General features: G+C 71.8%; 16 protein-coding genes. 10 read left to right on the top strand and 6 right to left on the bottom strand.

All coding sequences use genetic code 11. From position 1 onward, the window contains the following. Positions 1-23: 23 nt before the first annotated feature. Positions 24-2810 (bottom strand): AfsR/SARP family transcriptional regulator, encoded by a 2787-nt coding sequence (locus tag HNR73_RS17855; protein WP_184788622.1) that lies wholly within the window; start codon positions 2808-2810, stop codon positions 24-26. Between the two features lie 275 nt (positions 2811-3085). Here HNR73_RS17855 and HNR73_RS39865 point away from each other — a divergent pair, with 275 nt between their 5' ends. The 6 genes from HNR73_RS39865 to HNR73_RS17835 all read left to right on the top strand — a co-directional run bounded on the left by HNR73_RS39865 (position 3086) and on the right by HNR73_RS17835 (position 10036). Then, positions 3086-3217: a hypothetical protein gene (locus tag HNR73_RS39865; protein WP_260337234.1), complete on the top strand. Its 132-nt coding sequence runs from the start codon at positions 3086-3088 to the stop codon at positions 3215-3217. A gap of 573 nt (positions 3218-3790) precedes the next feature. Then, on the top strand, positions 3791-3913 hold the full coding sequence (locus tag HNR73_RS39860) for a hypothetical protein (protein ID WP_260337233.1): 123 nt from the start codon (positions 3791-3793) through the stop codon (positions 3911-3913). Positions 3914-5005: 1092 nt separating this feature from the next. Continuing rightward, entirely contained in the window at positions 5006-6178 is a 1173-nt protein-coding gene (locus HNR73_RS17850; RefSeq protein WP_184788621.1) for a hypothetical protein, read from the top strand. Then, positions 6175-8244 (top strand): tetratricopeptide repeat protein, encoded by a 2070-nt coding sequence (locus HNR73_RS17845; protein WP_184788620.1) that lies wholly within the window; start codon positions 6175-6177, stop codon positions 8242-8244. The genes HNR73_RS17850 and HNR73_RS17845 overlap by 4 nt, the downstream gene beginning before the upstream one ends. Then, on the top strand, positions 8241-8744 hold the full coding sequence (locus HNR73_RS17840; protein ID WP_203686738.1) for a flavin reductase family protein: 504 nt from the start codon (positions 8241-8243) through the stop codon (positions 8742-8744). The genes HNR73_RS17845 and HNR73_RS17840 overlap by 4 nt, the downstream gene beginning before the upstream one ends. A 44-nt stretch (positions 8745-8788) precedes the next feature. After that, positions 8789-10036, top strand: coding sequence for a HEAT repeat domain-containing protein (locus HNR73_RS17835; protein ID WP_184788619.1), 1248 nt, complete (start codon positions 8789-8791; stop codon positions 10034-10036). Between the two features lie 36 nt (positions 10037-10072). On the opposite strand, the gene HNR73_RS17830 is transcribed toward HNR73_RS17835, so the two are convergent. The 4 genes from HNR73_RS17830 to HNR73_RS17815 all read right to left on the bottom strand — a co-directional run bounded on the left by HNR73_RS17830 (position 10073) and on the right by HNR73_RS17815 (position 13174). Next, a complete protein-coding gene (locus tag HNR73_RS17830; protein WP_184788618.1) occupies positions 10073-10474 on the bottom strand; it encodes a VOC family protein in 402 nt (133 codons plus the stop codon). A gap of 94 nt (positions 10475-10568) precedes the next feature. After that, complete coding sequence (locus HNR73_RS17825) at positions 10569-11030, bottom strand: NUDIX hydrolase (protein ID WP_184788617.1); 462 nt, start codon at positions 11028-11030, stop codon at positions 10569-10571. Continuing rightward, positions 11027-12088 carry an ATP-dependent DNA ligase gene (locus tag HNR73_RS17820; RefSeq protein ID WP_184788616.1) on the bottom strand — a complete coding sequence of 354 codons (1062 nt, stop codon included), beginning with the start codon at positions 12086-12088 and terminating at the stop codon, positions 11027-11029. Before HNR73_RS17820 ends, HNR73_RS17825 begins: the two co-directional genes overlap by 4 nt. A 39-nt stretch (positions 12089-12127) precedes the next feature. Further along, the gene (locus tag HNR73_RS17815; protein ID WP_184788615.1) at positions 12128-13174 is read right to left on the bottom strand and encodes an AI-2E family transporter; all 1047 of its coding nucleotides are present in this window, start codon (positions 13172-13174) and stop codon (positions 12128-12130) included. Between the two features lie 128 nt (positions 13175-13302). Here HNR73_RS17815 and HNR73_RS17810 point away from each other — a divergent pair, with 128 nt between their 5' ends. The 4 genes from HNR73_RS17810 (at position 13303) to HNR73_RS17795 (ending at position 20057) form a co-directional block, all read left to right on the top strand. Beyond that, a complete protein-coding gene (locus tag HNR73_RS17810; RefSeq protein ID WP_184788614.1) occupies positions 13303-14418 on the top strand; it encodes a calcium:cation antiporter in 1116 nt (371 codons plus the stop codon). A 95-nt stretch (positions 14419-14513) separates the two neighbouring features. Further along, positions 14514-16892, top strand: a complete 2379-nt coding sequence (locus HNR73_RS17805) for a polysaccharide lyase 8 family protein (protein WP_184788613.1) — start codon at positions 14514-14516, stop codon at positions 16890-16892. Between the two features lie 115 nt (positions 16893-17007). Beyond that, a complete protein-coding gene (locus HNR73_RS17800; protein WP_184788612.1) occupies positions 17008-18171 on the top strand; it encodes an ROK family transcriptional regulator in 1164 nt (387 codons plus the stop codon). Between the two features lie 92 nt (positions 18172-18263). Then, a complete protein-coding gene (locus tag HNR73_RS17795) occupies positions 18264-20057 on the top strand; it encodes a bifunctional metallophosphatase/5'-nucleotidase (RefSeq protein WP_184788611.1) in 1794 nt (597 codons plus the stop codon). Between the two features lie 22 nt (positions 20058-20079). On the opposite strand, the gene HNR73_RS17790 is transcribed toward HNR73_RS17795, so the two are convergent. Next, positions 20080-21303, bottom strand: coding sequence for an erythromycin esterase family protein (locus HNR73_RS17790; RefSeq protein WP_203686740.1), 1224 nt, complete (start codon positions 21301-21303; stop codon positions 20080-20082). Between the last annotated feature and the right edge of the window lie 7 nt (positions 21304-21310).

The raw sequence follows: 21310 nt of genomic DNA, 5'->3' as shown, positions 1-21310 counted from the left end.
CGGCGGGCCGTCGGCCGAAGCCGTCACCCCGCCCCGAGCGACTCCAGCAGGCGCTGGGCCTCGGCGGTCTGCGTGTCGTCGAGCAGGCGGGACTTCTCCGCCGCGATGAGCAGGTGCTCGCGCGCCTCCTCGGTGGGCCCGTGGGCCGCGAGGAAGGCGCCCATCCGGAGCCTGGCCGTGGCGATGAGGCGGTTGTCGTTGCGCGTGTGCACCAGGCGCAGGGCCTGCAGGTAGTGCCTGCGGGCCAGATCGAGTTCCTGCCGGGCCTCGTGGACCTGACCGAGGGCGATCTCCACGTAGGACCGGCAGAGGTCGGCGCCGATGCCGGTCAGGAGCGTGCGCGCCTCGTGGAGGGGCGCGACGGCGGCGTCGAGGCGGCCGGTGTGCAGGAACAGGTTGCCCTGGTGCCGCAGGAGGGTCGCCTCCAGCTGGGGGAGCCTGCCGTTCGGGGGGAGGTTGCGCAGGGCGTCGGCGACGGTCTCGGCGGCGTCGTCGTAGCGGCCGTGCTCCAGTTCGAGGCCGGTGAGGATCGCGTACGACCACAGGGCGTCCTGTGTCTGGCCGGTGGCGCTCGCGATCGAGATGGCGATGCGGAAGCAGGTCCGGGCCTTCGCGAACTGGTCGAGCGAGGAGTAGGCGACGGCGAGGCCGTGCTGGATGAGCCGCTGCCCGCGCAGGTCGCCGGCGCGTCTGGCGGCGTCGAGCGCGACCCGGTACAACGCGATCCAGTCGCGGCGGTTCCCGCGCACGGCCAGCCAGCCGTGCATGCCCGCGGCCAGCTGCCAGCAGCGCCGGGGGCGCAGTTCTGCGGCGTGCCGGGAACATCGGGTGATGTTGACCGCTTCGGCGTCGATCCACTCCAGCGCGGTGCGGGCGTCGGCGAAACGCTCGAACCTCGTCAGGTCGGGGTCGATGACCGGGTGCTCGGGACGCAGTTTCCGGTGGGCGCCGTCGACCTTGGCGGTCAGCCAGTCGAGGAGCCGGTCGACGGTCAGTTGCTCGACCTCGGCACCGTCCTCCTCGGCGTGCCGTTCGGCCGCGTAGATCCGCAGCAGTTCGTGGAAGCGGTAGCGGCCGCTTTCGAGGGACTCCAGCAGGTGTGAGGCGGCCAGCTGCTCCAGTCCGGACCTGGCTTCGGCGGCTTCGACGTCGGCGAGCGCCGCCGCGCTGTTGACGGTGAAGGTGTCGAGCGGTGAGATCGCGAGGCTGCGCCACAGCCCGCGCAGCCACACCGGCTGGGCGCGGTAGGAGGCGTCGAAGGTGGCGCGCACACCCGGGTCGCCGGGCAGGCGCATGTGGTCGAGCCGGTCGGGTCCGGTGAGTTCGTCGATGGCGAGGTCGAGCGACAGTTTCGGCCGCCGGCGGAGGCGTTCCCCGGTGAGCCGCAGCGCCACGGGCAGTCCGCCGCAGAGTTCCGAGAGGCGCCGGAGCCGGTCCTCGTCGGCGCCTCGCTCGTCGGGCACGAGGAGTTTGAGCAGCGACACCGACTCGTCGCCGTCGAAGGGGCCGAGGGTGATGGGCGTGCTGTCGGTGCGGGCGGTCAGGCCGGGCAGTTCACCGCGGCTGGTGATGATCACCGCGCAGCCGGGGGAGTTGGGCAGCAGTGGGAGCACCTGGGCGTCGTCGGCGGCGTCGTCGAGAAGGATGAGCAACCGCTTCGAGGCGGTGACGGTGCGGAAGCGCCCGGCGAGTTCGTCGGGGTGCCCGGGCAGGGCCGAGGGCGGGACGCCGAGGCTGCGCAGGATCTGCGCGAGGGCCGCGGTCGGGTCGAGGGCGGGCCCGGGGTCGTGGCCGCGCAGGTTGACGTAGAGGAGCCCGTCGGGGAAGCGCCCGGCGATCTGGTGGGCCCAGTGCACGGCGAGGGTGGTCTTGCCCGAACCGGCGATGCCGTTGATGTTCACGACCGGCCCGTGCGGGCTGTTGAGCAGCCGGTCGAGGGCGGCGAGGGGTTCGGCGCGGCCGGTGAAGGTCGCGATTCCGGCGGGCAGCTCGGCCGGTGCCTGGGGCTGGCCGGGCGCGGTCGCCGGGACCGTGCCGATCACCGCCGGTGGGCGGGCCGGTTCGGCGCGGCCGAGGCGGTCGTCGCCGCGCAGGAGCGCCTGGTGCAGCGCCTGGAGGCGGGCGCCCGGGTCGATGCCCATCTCGTCGACGAGGTGGGAGCGGAAGCCCTGGTAGAAGGCGAGCGCCTCGGCCCGCCGCCCGCAGCGGCCGAGCGCGGTCATGGCCAGTTCGGCCGGGCGCTCACGCATGGGGTGGGCGGCCGACAGGGCGATGACCTCGCTGACGACCGTCTCGTGCCGTCCCAGGTTGAGTTCGAGCGCGAGGCATTCCTCCCACACGACCAGCCGCTGCTCGTCGAAGTAGGTCGCGCGGTGAGCCAGGCGCGAGCTCGACACGTCGGCCAGCGCGGGCCCTCGCCACAGCTCCAAGGCCCGCCGCATCAGCTCGACCGCACCGGCGGGATCCCCCTCGGTGAGACCACGGGCCTGCGCGGCCAGCCGCACGAACTCGCGAGAGTCCAGAGTGGACCCTTCGAGGCTGAGTCGGTAACCGGTGCCCTCGGTGACGATCTTCGGCTGGTCGCGGCGGCCCTGGAACGCCTGCCGCAGCAGGGAGATGCAGTGCTGCACCTGCCGCGTGCTGGTCGGTGGCGGGCTGTCGTCCCAGAGGGCGTCGACGAGCTGGCTGATCGGCACGACCCGGTCGGCGTCGAGCAGGAAGGCGGCGAGCGCGGTCCTGGTCCGCCTCCCGCGCAAGGGAATTCGTTCGTCGGCGAGTGCCTCGACGGAACCGAGTATGCGAAATTCCATTATCTCCCCAGGTGCATCGCGAAATTCTTCGCGGCGGCTCGGCCCCGTCTTTCGAACTCCGCGTTGTGTTGACTCCTGTGTACGCGGAGTGGTCTCGGCACCGCTTCGGGTCTTCGGTCGATTTCCTTCCGTGCGGTGGTCGGCGTCCTCGCCGCCGGAGGACGAAAGGACGTGGCGAGGACAGGGTGAGGACGCGGCGGTTCTGAATGAATGCCGGCGTCGCCGACAGTGATTTCGGTCGGCGACGCCGGACTGCCAACCCAGGAAGGTGAGCGATGAAGAGGATCACGGTCCGCAGGTTGCGTCCGGTGCGACTGCCCGCTACCGCAGGGGCGATCTACGACGGCGACTCGCTCGGCTGGCCGGGATGTGACCCGGTCTTCCACGAGCCGCCGGCGGCGAGTTAGCGCAAACGGTAGGGGGTCCGACCGGAGACGGAGGTGACATTCGATGAAGAAGATCTCCATCCGCAAGACCGACCCCGTTCGTCTGACCAGCGTCGCACAGCCGATCTACTCGTCCGGCTGCGACGTGTAGTCCACGTCCGATCGCACGAGTGAGCCGGAAAGAAAGTTCCGATCCGCTGGACCGGGACCGTTCGTTTCACGAGTGCCGCGCGGCCGCTGCACGGCCCGCCCGCCGCATGGCGGGGGGCCGGCAGCGGTAAGCGCGGCACCGAACCTCACCGAAAGGGAGACCGATGAAGAAGATCGCGATCCGCAAGACCGACACGGTGCGCCTGACGAGCGCCGCTCAGCCCCTGTACTCGGGCGGCTGCGGCGGCGGCGTCCTCGCCTAGTTCACAGCCTTCTCGACCAAGCCCACCGAGTCGGCGGTGATTCCGCCCGACTTCATCGAAAGGACAGCCCCATGAAGAAGATCGCCATCCGCAAGACCGAGACGGTCCGTCTGACGAGCGCCGCTCAGCCGCTGTACAGCGGCTGCTGCGACGTCGCCGCCTGATCTCCGAGGGATCCGACGTGAAGAAGATCGCCATCCGCAAGACGGAGACGGTCCGTCTGACGAGCGCCGCTCAGCCGCTGTACGCCGGCGGTTGCGGCGGTGGGGGACCGGTCGTTCCGACCGAGCCCGTCCTCGCCTGATAGAGGAGCGACATGAAGAAGATCGCCATCCGCAAGACGGAGACGGTCCGTCTGACCAGCGCCGCCCAGCCGCTCTACGCGAGTGGTTGCGTGGTCGTCCGCCCCGCCTAGAGAGGACATCCCCATGAAGAAGATCGCCATCCGCAGGACCGAGACGGTCCGTCTGACCAGCGCGGCCCAGCCGCTCTACGGCGGCGGCTGCTCCGGTGGCCCGGCCCAGCCCGTGCTGGCCTAGGCGGCGGACATGAAGAAGATCGCCATCCGCTCGACCGAGCCCGTCCGCTTGACGAGCGCCGCTCAGCCGCTGTACGCCGGCGACTGCGGCGGAGGCGTCCTGCCGAATACTCCCGTGCTCGCCTGAGGCACGGGGACGGCCTGAGAAGGCCGTGATTCGCCGCACGGAGTCGGTCCGACCGGACCGTACTGCGCGATCGCCGACGGCGATCACGGGGGCGTGCGGTATCCGTGAAAGGGACGAAAGTGAAGAAGATCGCCATCCGCGCGACCGAGACGGTGCGTCTGACGAGCGCCGCTCAGCCGCTGTACGCCTTCGATTGCGGTGGGCTCTCGCCAAGGACTCCCGTGCTCCCATGAGGCACGGGGCGGCCCTAACGGGCTGAAGTTCGCCGCACGCGGAACCGGTCCGCGAGGACCGGGGCTGCGCGATCGCCCGACCGGGCGATCACGGGGGCGTGCGGCTTTCCGTGAAAGAGGACAGAAATGAAGAAGATCGCCATCCGTTCGACCGAGGCCGTCCGTCTGACGAGCGCCGCGCTGACGCTCTACGCGGAGGGCTGCGTGATCATCACGCCGCTCTAGGGAGGACAGGGCAATGAAGAAGATCTCCATGCGCAAGACGGAGACGGTGCGCCTCACCAGCGCAGCGCAGACGCTGTACAGCGGCGACTGCGGCCCCGTCATCGCCTAGAGACGGACACGCGGAACCACGCGATCCGTAAAGACGTGAGCCCTCGCGGCTCACGAGGCCACCGCGCCCCTCATCGGGCGCCGGGGGCTGTTCGACCCCGTTGGTGAAACACCGTGGGCGGGCCTCACCGCCCGCCCACGGTCACGAGAGACCTGTGAGTCGCCATGGCCGCCACCGGCACCCTCCACCGTCCACTTCGGATGCACCGCCTGACCTTCCTCGACGAGGGGGAAGAGGTCACCGTCGGGCGGCCAGACGCCGACACCTACGTCCACCTGCCCGCCGACGGCGCGGCGCTGCTCCGCCGCCTGTCCGAAGGGGACACCCCGGCCGCCGCCGCGGAGTGGTACGCCGCCGAGTACGGCGAGACCGTCGACATGACCGACTTCATCGAGGCCATCACCGAGCTCGGCTTCGTCGCCGGCGAGGAGGAGACGGTCGCCGAGGCCGAACCGGTCCGGCTGCGCACCCTGGCGCGCGTGCTGTTCTCCCCGCCCGCCCTCGTCCTCTACGGCCTGCTCATCGTCGCCGCGGCGGTCGCGGTCGTGCTCCGCCCGGAACTGACGCCCGACTACCGGCACAGCTTCTTCACCGAGTCGCTGCTGGTCGTGTCGCTGTCACTGTTCATCGGGCAGTTCCCGTTCCTGCTGCTGCACGAGGGCGCCCACGCGCTCGCCGGCCGGCGGCTCGGCCTCAACTCCCGGCTGCGGATCAGCCGCCGCCTCTACTTCATCGTGCTGGAGACCGCGATGGACGGCCTGGTGACCGTTCCACGCCGCAAGCGGATCCTGCCGATCCTGGCCGGCGCGATGACCGACCTCGTCGTCACCGCCGTGCTCGTCCTGACCGCGGCGTTCACCTCCGGCCTGATCGCCCGCGTCTGCCTGGCCTTCGCGCTGACCACCCTGCTGCGCCTGCTCTGGCAGTGCTACTTCTTCCTCCGCACCGACCTGTACTACCTCGTGGTGACCGTGCTCGGCTGCACGAACCTCCACGCGGTGGCCAGGAACCTGCTGCGTCAGCGGTTCGCGCGCCTCCTGCGCCTGCGCGTCCCGCCGACCGCGCCCGGCTCGGCGGCCGACCATCGCGCCGCCCGCTGGTACTCCTGGCTGCTCCTGGTCGGTTACGCGGCCATGATCTTCAGCGTCGTGACGGTCGTGATCCCCAGCGTCGTCTACGTCATCGTCGAGGTCTTCGACCGGATCGCCGCCGAGGCCCCGGCCGGAATGATCGCCGACAGCGTCGTCGTCGCGGTGTTGATCCTTTCCCAGTTCGTCGTCGCGGGATTCCTCTCCCTGCGGGAACGTCGTCTATCTAAATTGGAGAGTGCGTCATGAGCGGACACCTTTGGCTGCGCACGGCCGACCGCGAGCACGTCCCGGACACGACCGGCGCACCGCCGTTGACACCGCGTCCGCTGAGTGCCCACCGGCGGCTGCGCGGCCCCTACACCTTCGGCGGCGGCCTGGCCCGCGCGATCGTCCCCTCGGCCCTGGAGGCCGTGCCGGACCTGGTGCGCCTGCACGAGGTCGCCGTGCTGTCGATGGCCCCGGAGCTGCGCGAGCACGTCGGCGCCACGAAGGAGACCCTGACCTCGCTTGCCGTGCCCAAGGAGCGCACGCGCTTCTACTCGCGCCTGCGGACCCTGCGGCTGGCGCACGCGATGACCGAACTGGTCCGCGACACCGTCGCCGCCGGCGGCGAGCGCCGGACCCTCGTGGTGCGCGACGTCGAGTCGGCCGACCCGACCGACGCCGAACTGCTGTCGGTCCTGCTGCGCCGCGTCGACCCCGAGCTGGTCACCATCCTGGTCTGCTCCAGCGGGCCGATGCCCGCCGACGGCCCGCTCGCCGAGGCGATCGGCGAGTTCGCCGCCCCGGTGGACGTCCCGGCCGCCGAGCCCGGCCCGATGCCCCACGACACCGCCGAGGCGCGGGCGCGCGCCTACGTCGAGGCCGAGTGCCTGCACGGCGACGCACGCCTGCGCGAGGCCTACGACGCACTGTCGGCCGCCGAACGCGCCGAACTGCACGCCGCCCGCCTCGCCGCGCTGGAGGCCGCCGGGGAGTCGACCCTGCGGTTGGGGGCCATCCCCTTCCACGCCGAACGCGTCGGCCACGACGAGGGCGTCAAGGCCCTCCGCATCGCCCTCGACCACTGCATCGACATGGGCTTCTACGACGCCACCGTCGACTACGGCGAGCGCGGGCGCGTCTTCGTCAACGCCGACAACGACCCCGAGAACTGGTGGGCGTTCACCACCAAGATGACGACCTCGCTGGCCGCCCTGGCCCGCCCGAAGGAGGCCGAGGCGCTCTACGACGACGCCCGCGCCACCTCCCACCGCGTCGCCGTCCACCAGCAGGCCGCCTACGCCACCGCCATGCTCTTCACCCGCCACCACGAACCCGAGGACCGCGACCACCGGCGCGCCAAGGGCTGGATCAACCAGGCCATCGCCTTCGCGTCGCTGCTCCCGAACGACGCCGACCGGGCCTTCAACTCGGCCTTCTACCGCAACGGCCTCGCCCTCATCGAACTGCACCTGGGCGAACCCGCCAAGGCGCTCGAACTCGTCGACGAGGGCCTGCGGCTCCTCGACGCGACCCTGTCGGAGGACGAGCACAAGCTCCACCGCTCGGTGCTCCGCTACAACCGCGCCCAGGTCCTCGCCGGCCTCGGCCAGGTCGCCGAGGCCCTCGCCGACTACGACGCCGTCATCGACGTCGACCCGAACTACCCCGAGTACCACTTCGACCGGGCCGCGCTCCTGCGCCGCCTCGGCCGCGACGAGGAGGCGCTCGCCGACTACGACGACGCGATCCGCCTCAGCCCGCCCTTCCCCGAGGCCTACTTCAACCGCTCGGTCGTCCGCGCGGCCCTCGGCGACGTCGACGGTTCGCTGGCCGACCTCACCGAGACCCTCGCCCTCGAACCCCACAACGTCGACGCCTGCGTCAACCGCGCCGAACTGCTCATGGAGGCCGGCCGCTTCGTTGAGGCCGCCGTCGACGTCGACACCGGACTCGAAGCCGACGAGACCCGCGCCGAACTGCACGTCCTGCGCGGCCACCTCAACGCCGAAGAGGACACCGCGACCGCCCGCGCCGCCTACGACCGGGCCCTCGAACTCGCCCCCGACCTCCTCGGCGCACTCACCGCGCGCGCCGAACTCGCCTACGGCGAAGGCGACCTCACCGCCGCCCTCGCCGACCTCGACAAGGCCGCCGAAGCCCACCCCGACGACCCCGCCGTCCTGTTCAACCGGGCCGTGGTCCTGCTCGACCTCGGCTTCGGTGAACGAGCGCTCGCCGACCTGGAGACCGCGGCCCGTGAGGCGCCCGACGACCCGGACGTGCGGGAGAAGCTCGACGAACTCCTCGGGGCGGGGGTGACCAGGTGACCCTCGTGGAGGCCGCGCCTACCGCGGAGGCCTTGCTGCGGCGGACGTTCGGCCACTTCGCCACCGGCGTCGCGGTCGTGACCACCACCGGCCCGGAGGGACCGGTCGGCCTGACGGTCAACTCGGTCGCGTCGGTGTCCCTGCGTCCGCCGCTGATGCTGTGGTGCCTGCGCAAGGAGTCGGCCTCCCTCGACGTCTTCGCCTCCTGCTCGCATTTCGCGGTGAACGTCCTGTCGGCCGGCCAGTCCGAGGTCGCCCGGACCTTCGCCTCGCGGCACCCCGACCGCTTCGGCACCGTCGGCTGGAGTCCGGGCCGCGGCGGCGTGCCGGTCCTCGACGGGGTGTCGGCCTGGCTGCTGTGCCGCCGGACCGGGGCGCCCCAGTCGGCCGGAGACCACGTCGTCGTCCTCGGCGAGGTCGTCGGGCATCACGGTGAGGGGACCGAGCCGCTCATCTTCGCGCAGAGCCGGTTCCGGAGGCTGTGCGGCGAGGACGCCTGAAGAGCCGAGGGACTTGTCGGGGCGTTCGGGTAGCCTGCGCGGGTATGGAGCCCGAACCGCTCGCCGACGAGATCGCCTCCACGGACCCGGGGGTTCGTGAGGCGGCCTGGGAGCGACTGTCCTCGGCGGGTGCCGGGGCGGTCGCTCCTCTCATCGCCGTCCTCTGCGACGAGGACTCGCCGGTGGAGTGGAGCCGTCCCGCGGTGCTGCTCCGCAAGATCGGCGACGCCGCCTTCGACCCGCTCGTGGAGGCCATCGCCACCGCGCCCACCCCCGAGGTCGCCCGCCGTGCGGGCTGGGCCTTCTCCGGCCTGGAGGTGTCCCATGTGGAGCGATTCGCGGCCGCCCTGCGTCACCCGTCGCCGAAGGTCCGAGGCAACGCCGCCTACGTCCTCCAGTTCAAGGGCGCTAAGGCCCGGCCCTACGTCCCCGAGCTGCTCCCGCTGCTCGCCGACCGCGACCCGGATGTCCGCCGTCGCGCCTTGTGGGCGCTGACCGAGATCGGTCCCGGGGGAGTGGTGCCCCGCCTGCGGAAACTCCGGCGCGAGGGAGCGACGCCCGCGCTGCGGCGGCACGCGCTGACCGCCCTCGCCGAGGTCGGCGGGCCGGCGAGGCTCGATCCGGCCGACCTCGCCCTGGTGCGCCGGCTGATCGCGGTGAAACGCGCGGCCGAGCGCCCGGAGCCGATGCACCTGTGCGGGCACTGGTGGGCGCTGCCGACCACCGACCAGGCCGCCGTACTCGACGCCTTCGGCCTGTCGGCGCCCGAACCGGTGACGATGCGGCTGGGCGGTTCGATCTGGAACCTGGACCACCACGCGGGCGGCGCCGGAGTTCACGGTGCCTGCGCCCGCGTCTACGTCAGCCCGGCATTCGACGGGTGGACCCTGGTCTTCGGCGACTCCTCGGCAGACGGGCATCGCCAGGCGCCCGTCGCCGAACGCTGCGCCGAGCTGAGCCGGCGCTTCGGCGGCGCGCACTGGTACGGCCAGAGCTGCGGCGACGACTGGAACGCCTGGTGCATCGCCGAACGCGGGAAGGTCGTGCGCTTCTTCGACAACGAGGAGCCCGAAGCCGCCGTCGGCGGGCCGCACCCGGCCGAGGAGGGCTGGGCGCTGACCTTCGAGGAGGACGACGAGCGCGACCTCTGCTTCGCCGCCGACATCGCGGCCACCGCCTCGGTCGATCCGGGCGTCCTCGGCGCGGACACCGCCGTCACCGGTCACGGAGTCGTGGCGCTCACGGAGTGCGGTCTCAAGCGCGGGCACCCGAAAGGTTCGCTCGAAATCTGAGCGCGGCGGCCCGATGGAGGGCCGCCGCCGTTCGTTTCAGTTCCCCGCGTCGCCGGCTTCGGGCGTGATCCACTGGACGAACTCGTAGTGGACGCCGTTGGGGTCGGCGACGACGAACAGCCGCTCGCCCCACTCCTCGGTCCTGAGCGGGACGACGACGGGCACTCCCTCGGCGCTGAGCCGGTCGTACTCGGTCGCGATGTCGTCGACGACGAGGGCCACGATCAGCCCGGCGGTGTGCTGCTCGCGCAGCCCTTCGGGCAGGACCTCGATGCCGCGGCGCAGGAAGATCAGGTCCACCGCGGCGTCCCCGCGCTTCAGCGAGACGAACCCGTCGGCGGCCATGGCCCGCTCGTACCCGAGGTGGTCCCGCGCGAAGTCGGCGGAGGCGGTGACGTCGTCGACGTTGAGGGAGATGGCGGTGGAGGTGACCTTCACGTGTGCTCCTGAGGGGTCGGGTTCGCGCTGACCTCAGGATCGTACACCGTACGGCGTACGATGTACCAGGTTCTGTGGCGAGCGACACCCGCGCTCAGTCGAGGTAGGGCTCCCGACGGTGCAGACCATGGTCTATACGGCGCCGCATCGCCGGGTCGACGTCGAGGGCCGCGACGCGCAGCGCCGGACACCAGCGGGCCTCGACCGCGTCGTCGCCCGCCCGCAGGACACCACCGGTCACCCGCGCCCGGACCACCACCGAGAACTCCTGCCGGCATTCGCCGTCGGGGTACTCGATCACGCGGTGGGGATCGGAGTAGACCCCGACGATCCCGGTGATCTCGACGCTCAGCCCGGTCTCCTCGGCGACCTCCCGGCGCACCGCCGCCGTCACCGACTCGCCGACCTCCTGGGCACCGCCGGGCAGCGCCCACCTCCCACCGTCACGTCTCTTCACCAGCAGCAGCGCGCCCGCCTCGTCGAGCACGAACGCGCCGACCGCCGGTACCAGCGAATTCGCCTTCGGCCCGGCGTGGTGGCCGCGTTGCCCGTTCATCCCGACAGCACATCCCCGAGGTCGTACTTCACCGGAACCTCCAGCTGCTCGTAGGTGCACGAGGCCGGTTCCCGGTCGGGCCGCCAGCGCTTGAACTGGGCGGTGTGCCGGAAACGCTGCCCTTCCAGGTGGTCGTACTTGACCTCGACGACGCGCTCGGGCCGCAACGGCACGAAGGAGTAGTCCTTCTTCCCGCTCCAGCGGCTGCCTTCGGCGTTGCGCGGCGTCCGGGTCCCCGACTCCTGCTTCTCGGGCGCCCACGGATGCCCTTCGATGTCGGTCACCAGCGACTCCAGCTCGGTGACCAGCTCCGCCCGGCGGGCCATCGTGAACGCGCTGGCCGCCCCCACGTTGAGCAACTCGCCGGACTCGTCGTAGAGACCCAGCAGAAGCGAACCCACGAGGTGCGCGCCCTCCTTGTGCACGCGGTACCCGGCGAGGACGCAGTCGGCGGTGCGCTCGTGCTTGATCTTCAGCATCGTCCGAGCGTTCGGCGTGTACGGCCCATCGAGGGGTTTGGCGACCACACCGTCGAGCCCGGCGCCCTCGAACTGGTCGAACCAGGCCCCGGCGAGGGCGGGATCGGTCGAGATCGAGGTCAGATGGACGGGCGCCGCGGCGGAGGCCAGTGCCCGCTCCAGCGCCTCCCTGCGTTCGCCGAAGGGCCGGCCGGTCAGGTCCTCGTCGCCGAGCGCGAGCAGGTCGAAGGCCACGAAGGCCGCCGGGGTCTCCTCGGCGAGCAGCCGGATGCGGCTCTCGGCGGGGTGGATGCGCTGCTGGAGCGCCTCGAAGTCGAGCCGGTCGCCGGTGATGATCACCAGCTCACCGTCGACGACGCAGCGCTCGGGGAGCTGCGCCTTGATCGCCGTGACCATCTCGGGGAAGTAGCGGGTCATCGGCCGCTCGTTGCGGCTGCCGATCTCGACCTCGTCGCCGTCGCGGAACACGATGGCCCGGAACCCGTCCCACTTGGGCTCGAAGGCGTGACCCTCTGCGGGGATGCGCGCGGCCGCCTTCGCCAGCATCGGTTTGACGGGCGGCATGACCGGTAGCTGCATGCGCCCATTGTCCCGCCGCACAGTGCGAAAGTCAGTACTTCACTTCTTCTCGAAGCGCGACGCGAACACGTACCGCACGACGACCTGACCCGCGGCGGCGACCGGCAGCGCGGCGATCGCTCCGACGAGCCCGGCGGCGGCCCCGCCGACGAGCGCCGCCGCGAAGGCCGACAGCGGTGTCAGCGAGGTCGCCTTGGCGAACACGCGCGGCGCCAGCAGGTAGTTCTCGAAGAGCTGGTAGGCCGCGAAGAAGGCGATCGTCGCCAGCGCCGTCGACAGCCCCACCGTCAGCGCCATTCCGACACCGAGGATCGCGCCGAGGGTGGCGCCGACCTGAGGTACCAGGTCCAGGGCCGCCACGCCGAGCGCGAGGAGTGCCGGATAGGGCACCCCGGCGATGAGGAAGAAGACGTAGGCGAAGCCGCCGGCGGCCGCGCACACCACGATCTGGCCCGAGACGTAGCCGCCGATCTTGCCCAGCGCCTCGCGCATGACGCTCGCCCGCTCCCGGTCGCCCAGCAGCGCGGCCGCGCCGTCGACGATGCGGGGGAGGGCGAGCATGAAGTAGACGGTCAGGGCGGCCACGGTCAGCACGCTGAACAGACCCGTGCCGATCTTGCCGAGCACACCGAAGAGGACCCCGAAAGAGGTGCCGAGCACCGACGGCAGGTTCGACAGGCCCTTCTTCAGGCCCTCCTGCACCTGGTCCTCGCGCAGGTACCTCCCCACCGGCGAGTTCTCGTCGGACAGCTCGTCACCGAGCCTGGCCAGCACCTCCGGCACGGCGTCGATGAGCTCGCCGAACTGCCGGACGGCCGGGAGCAGGCCGACGACGGTCAGTCCCGCGACGGCCACGACGAGGCTCACGCACACGATCGCCACGGCGAGGCCGCGCCTGACACGCCGCCGGGTCAGCCACGCGACGAGCGGTTCGAGCCCGGCGGCGAGCAGGAAACTCAGGAAGATCAGGACGAGCACCCCGATCGCCTGCACCGCGAGGTAGGCGACGCCGGCGGTGAGCAGCACGACGCCGGTGATGAGCGCGAACCTCCACAGTGGCGTCTGGGTGGGCTTCGTCGTGGTCATGCGGGCTCCTGGCTCCATACGTCGTGATCGCCGCCCACATTAGACCGATTCGAGCGCATTCTCGATGGTGGCGGGGCACATACCGTCAAGATGGGCGCACGCACCGTCCAGCCTGTAGCCTGTCGATCATGACGGGATCCTTCCGCCGCACCGCCTTCCACTGGACCACCGTGCTGCCCGTCTTGGCCTTCCTGGCCTTTCTGGTGACCTTCGGGCGAGAACTTCCCGGCTTCGGCGTGACGATCGTGGCGCTGCTGCTCGGTGGCGCGGTCCTGGCCTCCGTGCACCACGCCGAGGTCATCGCCCATCGCGTCGGCGAGCCTTTCGGTTCGCTCGTGCTGGCGGTCGCGGTGACGATCATCGAGGTCGCGCTGATCGTGTCGGTGATGGCCGGCGGCGACGAGAAGTCGGCGACCCTGGCCCGTGACACGGTCTTCGCCGCCGTCATGATCACCTGCAACGGCATCGTAGGGCTGTGCCTGCTCTCGGCGGCGCTGCGGCGCCGCGTGGCGATCTTCAACCCCGAGGGGACCGGTGCGGCGCTGGCCACCGTGGCGACACTGGCCACGCTCAGCCTGGTGCTGCCGACCTTCACCACCAGCGAGCCCGGGCCGCAGTTCTCCACGGCTCAGCTGACATTCGCCGCGCTGGCCTCACTGGCCCTGTACGGCCTGTTCGTGGCGGTGCAGACGGTCCGGCACCGCGACTACTTCCTGCCGATCACGACCGCCGACGAAGGCGCCGGCAAGGTCGTCGAGTCCGAGGAGCACCACGCCGACCCGCCCAGCAACAAGCAGGTCGTGCTCAGCCTGGCGCTGCTGCTGGTGGCGCTGATCGCCGTCGTCGGTGATGCCAAGGCGGTCTCGCCGACCATCGAGCGGGCCGTGCAGGACGCGGGTCTGCCACACTCGGTCGTCGGTGTCGTCATCGCCCTGCTCGTGCTGCTGCCGGAGACCCTCGCCGCGGTCCGCGCGGCCCGGCGCGACCGCACTCAGACGAGCCTCAACCTCGCCTACGGTTCGGCCATGGCCAGCATCGGCCTGACCATCCCGGCCATCGCGATCGCGTCGATCTGGCTCACCGGCCCGCTGGTCCTCGGGCTCGGCGCCACCCAGATGGTGCTGCTCGGGCTCACGGTCGTCACGGGCATCATCACGATCGTCCCGGGACGCGCGACCCTGCTGCACGCGGGCGTGCACCTGTCGATCTTCGCGTCGTTCATCTTCCTCGCGATGAGTCCCTAGAACCCACATATTCCAAAGGAAACCTTGACCTCCCGCACGGGTTCCGCCACACTCCAGGGTCACTGGAAAGCGCTTACCAAGACCTTGGAGAGCCCATGCGCCGACGCACCCTCCTCGCCGCCGGCGGAGCAGCGCTGCTGCCCGTGTCGGCCGCCGCCTTCCCCACCCCGGCCCACGCCGCCGACCTTCCCGCCGCCGATTTCACCGCCCTCCGCGCCCGTGCCGCCGAACTCCTCACCGGCGGCGCCTTCGACCCCGCCGACCCCGCCTACACCGCACCCCTCGCCGTCCTGGAGACCGGCGCCGCGACCGTCTCGGCGAGCCTCGTCCGCGACCCAGCCCGCGAACTCCTCTTCGCCGACCTCCCGAACCTCACCACCACCATCGCCAACGTCTCACTGAGCTACCGGCGCCTGCGCACCCTCGCCGTCGCCTGGGCCACCCCCGGCACCCGCTTCACCGGCGACACCGCCACCCTCGACGACGTCCTCGGCGGCCTCGACCTCCTCTACACCAAGGGCTACAACGAGACCAAGCCCGAGACCGGCAACTGGTGGTTCTGGGAGATCGGCAACCCCCGCGCCCTCATGGACATCTGCGTCCTCGTGCACGACCACCTCGGCGCCGAACGCCTCGCCGCCGCCACCCGCGTCGTCGACCGCTTCGTCCCCGACGCCGACCGCCGCACCAACGCGCCCACCCTCTCCGAGACCGGCGCCAACCGCGCCGACAAGGCCGTGATCGTCGCCCTCCGCGGCATCGTCGGCGCCGGCGCCGAGAAGCTCGCGCTCGCCCGCGACGGCGTGTCCGACGTCCGCGACGGCGGCCGCAACACCCTCCTCGACTACGAGACCGCCGGGGACGGCTTCTACTCGGACGGCTCCTTCATCCAGCACACCTCGATCGCCTACACCGGGACCTACGGCAACGTCCTCCTGTCCAGCCTGTCCTTCATCCTGCGGCTGCTGACGGCGTCGTCGTGGGAGGTCACCGACCCCAAGCGGACGGTCATCTTCGACGCGATCGAGCGCAGCTTCGCGCCGCTCATGCACGACGGCCTCATGCTCGACTGCGTCGCCGGCCGCGCCGTCTCCCGCCAGACCGCCGGGAACCACGCCTGGGGCAACGACACCATCACCGGCTCCCTCCTCCTCGCCGAGAGCGCGCCGGAGCCCTACGCGTCCCGCTTCCGGGCCCTCGCCAAGAGCTGGATCGAGCAGCGGACCGCCGTCCCCTACCTCGGCGCGGCGTCGCTGGCCGTGCTCCCGCGCGCCCTGGCGGTCGTCGGCGACGACACGATCAGGCCCGCCGAACGACTGCTCGGGCACACCGTCTTCGCCGACATGGACCGCGTCCTGCACCGCCGTCCACGGTGGACCTTCGCACTGAGCCTGTCCTCGAAGCGGATCGCGACCTACGAGTCGGGCAACGGCGAACACCCGCGCGGATGGTTCACCGGTGACGGGATGACCTACGTCTACGACCGCGACCAGACCCACTACAGCGACGCCTACTGGCCAACGGTCGACGCGCAGCGCCTGCCGGGGACCACCGTCGACACGCTGCCACGCGCACACTTCTCCGGCTCCGTCAGCCGCCCGGCGACCTCCTGGGCGGGCGGCGTCGAACTCGGCGGCGCCGGCGCGGCGGGCATGGACCTCGCCGCGTGGGGCTGCACCCTGCGCGCGAAGAAGTCCTGGTTCGGCCTCGGCGACGCCGTCGTGGCCCTCGGCGCGGGCATCACCAGCACCGACGGCCGCGCGATCGAGACGATCGTGGACAACCGCAACCTGCACGCGGCCGGAACCAACCGCCTCACCATCGACGGCCGCCGGCAGCCCGGCGACCAAGGCTGGACGGAGACCTTCGACGAGGTCTCCCACGCCCACCTCGCGGGCGTCGGCGGCTACGTGTTCCCCGGCGGCGCCTCCCTGCACGCCCTGCGCGAGGAGCGCACCGGCAGCTGGCGGGACATCAACGACGGCGCCGACACCGGCGGCAGCCCCGACCCGGTCACCCGCCGCTACGTCACCCTCTGGTTCGATCACGGCGCCGACCCGGCCGGAGCGGACTACGCCTACATCCTCCTGCCCGGCGCCGACTCCGACGAGACCCGCCGCCACGCGCTGACCCGCCCGATCCGCGTCCTGGCCAACACCGCCGCGGTCCAGGCGGTGTCCACTCGCGACGGACTGCTCGCCGCGAACTTCTGGCAGGGCGCCACCGTCGGCGACCTGGCCAGTGACGGTCCCGCGTCGCTGATGATCCGGCGCTCGCGAGGCCGCATCGAGATCGCCGTGTCGGACCCGAGCCGCACGGCCACAACGGTGACCATCGACCTTCCCCACGCCGTGGCCTCCGTGCTCAGCGCCGACGAGACGGTGACCGTGACCCCCGGGACGCGGGGCCGGATCGCCGTGGCGGTCGGAGGCTCGCGCGGACACGCGCACCGGGCGGTGCTGCGGGCCGGGTGACCCCGGAGCCGGACCGAAGGCGGGAGGGGCTCGAACCCTCCCGCCTTCGGCCCCGTGCCCGCCTGTCCGAGCGGCTCCTCCCTCACCGCGCGCCACCGTGCTCTACCGTGGAGCGATGCCTGGACCCGGCGGGGGAGATCTGGCACGGCTGCGCCAGCTCAACGAGCGCACCGTGCTGCGCGTGGTGCGCGAGGCGGGACGCCCGCGCGTCGCCGAGATCGTCGCCGCGAGCGGCCTCGGCCGGACCGTCGTCGAAGAGGTGCTCCAGAGCCTCGCGGGACGGGGATGGCTCGTCGAGGAGCCCGCCGCCGTCACCGGGCGCGGCAGGCCGGCACGGGCCTGGCGCTTCCGGGCCGAGGCCGGGCACGTCGCCGGACTCGACATAGGCGCCCACGGGGTCCGGGCCGTCGTCGCCGACCTGTCCGGACATGTCCTCGCGACAGTCCACGAGCGCACGACACCCGCGCTCACACGGCAGAAACGGCTGCGGACGGCCGGTGCCGCGCTCGACACGTGCCTTTCCGAGGCCGGTGCCCCCGCGCCCTGGGCGCTCGGCGTCGGAACCACCGGCCAGGTCGACGCCACCGGCCGCGTCACCCACTGCAACGCCATCCCCGGCTGGACCGGCCTCGACCTCGCCGCGCACTTCCGCGCGGCCACCGCGCCCGCGCTCGTCGTCGTCGACAACGACAGCCAGCTCGCCGCACTCGCCGAGCACCGCCGGGGCGCCGCCGTCGGCGTCGGCGACCTCGTCCTCATGCAGGCGGGCCTGCGCACCGGGATGGCCATGATCCTCGATGGCCGTCTCCGTCGCGGCAGTCACGGCGCCGCCGGGGATCTGTCGCTCCTGCGGGGCGTCGCGTGGGAGGCCGCCATCGAGCACCTCCACCGCTGCCCCGACGTGCCCGCGGACGTGCCCGGCGTCGACCGCGCCGAACGCGCCTTCGCCGAGGCCCGCGCGGGCCGCCCGCGCGCACGCACGGCCGTGCGGCGCTACGTCCGCGCGATGGCGGTCGCCGCCGCCACGGCGGTCTCGGTGGTCGATCCGGCGCTGCTCGTCGTCGGCGGCGCCTTCTCCCGCTCGGCCGACCTGATCTGCGAGCCGCTGGCCGAGGAGCTGTCGCGGCTGTGCTCCTCGGTGCCCGAGATCCGCGCGTCCACCTTGGGCGCGGAGTGCGCGGCTCTGGGCGGGGTCGCACTCGCGCTCGACGGCATCGACCGCCGTCTGCTGGCGGATTCGCGCGGTCGGCTACCTGATCTTGGCGTGAACAGCCTCTGAACCCTGGCGCGAGGCATTGACGGGTGATCATCGCTCCAATAACGTCGGAGTCCGACGAAAATCGCCCCGCCCCTCCCGGAGGTACGCCCACCATGGACACCCGGTTCCGCCGCCGCACATTCCTCACCGCGGCCGGCGCGGTCGCCACCGCCACCGCCGTCGGCGACCTCGCCGTCGCCACACCCGCCGCGGCGGAGAGCGCGCCGGAGTACGTCGACGTGCAGCTGCTCAACATCACCGACTTCCACGGCTACATGCAGCCGACGACGCCCGGCCAGGGCGGCGTCATCACCGGCGCCGACGGAGCCAAACTCACCGTCGGGGGCGCGGGTTACATCGCCACGCACCTGGCGCGACTGCGGGAAGGCAAGAAGAACTCGATCTTCTTCTCCTCCGGCGACAACTTCGCCGGCTGGCCCTTCGAGGTCGACGCCCACGACAACGAGCCGACCATCGAGATGCTCAACCACCTGGGCCTCGACTTCACCACCGTGGGAAACCACGAGCTCGACAAGTCGCGCGGCTTCCTCATCGACCACATCGACAAGGGCAAGCCCTACGGCGTGGTCGGCCGCGACACCAGCTTCATCGATTCGAGCGGACAGCGCTTCCGGGGCGCGAACTTCCGCTTCTACAACGGCAACATCGTCTGGGCCGAGGACGAGCGCCCGATCGTGCCGCCGTACAACATCGAGTGGGTCGACGCGGGCCGCGGCCGCCGCCTTCCGATCGGCTTCATCAACCTCGCCGTCGAGGACACGCCGGTCGGCTCGACCTCGTACCAGCCGGCCATGAAGAGCCTCGGGATCGTCGCGACCGCCAACCGTTACGCCGCCGAACTCAAGCGCAAGGGCGTCCACGCGATCATCGTCAACATCCACGAGGGCGGTTACGCCGGTGACGACTACAACGCGGGAAACAACCCCACCGGCCCGATCTTCGACCTCGCCGCCAACGCCTCGGCAGACATCGCCGCCATCGTCGCCGGGCACTGGCACTGCCGCTTCAACATGATGCTTCCCGACCCCAACGGCGTGCTCCGCCCGGTCGTCGAGGCGGGAAACCACGGCCAGGTCATCAGCGAGATCAACCTCAAACTGGACCGCTCCGGGCGCGTCGTGCGCGAGCTGACCCGGTCGACGAACCACGCCATGACCCGTGACGTGCCGGTCGACGCCGAGGCCCAGTACATCGCCGACTACTGGAGCGCCCAGGGCAAGCGCCGCTACGCCACGCCGCTGGCACGCGTGACCGCCGACTTCACCCGTGTCCAGGACGCCGCGGGGGAGAGCACCATGGGCAACCTCGCCGCCGACTACCTGCTGTGGAGCGCCAACCGCAAGCGCGACGGCCGCGCCGACCTCGCGCTGATCGCCACCAAGCCCACCAAGGGCTCGGTCGCCATCGCCGCCGACCTGCTGTTCGCCAAGGGCACCAACCCGTCGGACACCGATGGGCAGATCCTCTTCGGCGAGGCCTGGAACGCCGTCGGTTACGGCAACCCCGTCCTCACCGTCACCTTGAGCGGCGAGGCGCTGCGCCAGGCCCTCGAACAGCAGTGGCAGACCCAGGCCGACGGCACGGTGAAGTTCGCGCCCTTCGCGGTGTCGGCGAACGTCCGCTACGGCTTCGACACGTCCAAGCCGGTCGGCTCGCGCGTCGACCCGGCGGGCGTGACGATCTCCGGCGAGACGCTGGACCTGTCGGCCGACTACCGGCTGGCGGCTCTGGCGTACACGCTCATCGGTGCCGACGGGTACAGCGCCCTCACCGGCTTCACCGAGCCCTTCCGGGGCGAGCGCGACCGCGAGGGCTTCATCGCCTACCTGCGCGAGCACCCCGTCCTGACGCCCGCGCCGCTCGGGCGGGCGACGCCGGTCGCCTGACGTGTCACCGTCGCCCGCGCGTTCATTCGCGCGCGGGCAACGGGACCGAAGGCGTCGAGACGGGGACGTAGGCGAGCCCGTCGAACTCCTCGGCCGGCTTGACCGGGGCCATGCTCAGCCGGTAGAGCCGGCGCCGGACGACGGCTCCGTGCGTCCGCGTCATGTGCGGCGCGGCCAGCCAGTCGCGCACGGCGGGGACTGCGGCCGCCGCGCGCAGGTCGACGAGGTGCGGGCCCGGCACGGCCTTGCCGAGGGTGGCCTCGACGGTGCCGCCGGGCGCCGGGCCGAGACCGTTCGTCGCGACCGCTCCGGGCCAGGAAGGCCACGGCCACATCCGCCGCGCCCGGAACCTCCCGGAACCGAAAAGGAGCCCGAGGGCGTAGTAGTCGTCGCCGTGGCGTTCGGCCAGATGCGAGCCCAGGGCGGCGATGCCGCCGCCGTAGCGGGTCCGGGCCAGGTGGCCGTTGTGCGCCCAGAGCGCGATCGTGGCGGCCGGGTCGGCGTCGAGGATCTCGGCGACGGCGTCGGCCATGTACCGGTCGCGCGCGGCGAAGACCGTGTCGGCCGGGTCGGGGGCGACGCGTGGGCGCGTCACCAGATCCGCGGCCCGGACGAGGATACGCGCGTGCCGGAGGGCCTCCGGGCCGCCGTCGGCGCGGGTCACCCGGTCCAGCAGTTCCCCGGCCTGGTGGAACAGGCGGCGCTCGGGGTCCGGCCGTGAGCCGGGATCGGCCGTGCCGAGGACGCGCAACGGGTCGCCGGGTCCGCTCAGGAAGCCTTCCAGCGCCGCGATCGAGCGGTCGCAGCGCTGCGGGTCGATGCCGGCGAAGCGGACCCGCCGATGTTCCGGCAGGTCCCGGTTGTGCGCGCGCAGCCACTCGAACAGGGCCAAGACCTCCGCCGTCCGCCACGTCCAGAACCCCAGTCCCGCCAGTACCTCGGCGGCATCGCCGGTCCCGTAACGGATGTAGGCGTCGACGTCGGCCGCCGCCGACGCGCTGGCCTCCATCGCGAAGACCGTGCAGCCGTGCTCGGTGACGAGGTATTCGACGAGCCGGTGCTTGAGCCGGAAGAACTCGGCCGTGCCGTGCGTCGACTCGCCGAGCCCCACGATCCGGGCGCCGCCGAGCACGTCGGTGAGGCCCTTCAGGTCGGTGAGGTCCGTTCCCGGTTCGAGACCGGTGAGGCGGACGGCGTTGCGGCTGAGCCAGCCGGTCACTTCGGTGGAGGGGGAAGTGGTCGGCACGGCCCGA

Source organism: Phytomonospora endophytica (genome assembly GCF_014202425.1).
GTDB lineage: Bacteria > Actinomycetota > Actinomycetes > Mycobacteriales > Micromonosporaceae > Phytomonospora > Phytomonospora endophytica.
Note: the sequence above shows the minus strand (reverse complement) of the source record. Positions and strands in the feature narration are given on the sequence as shown.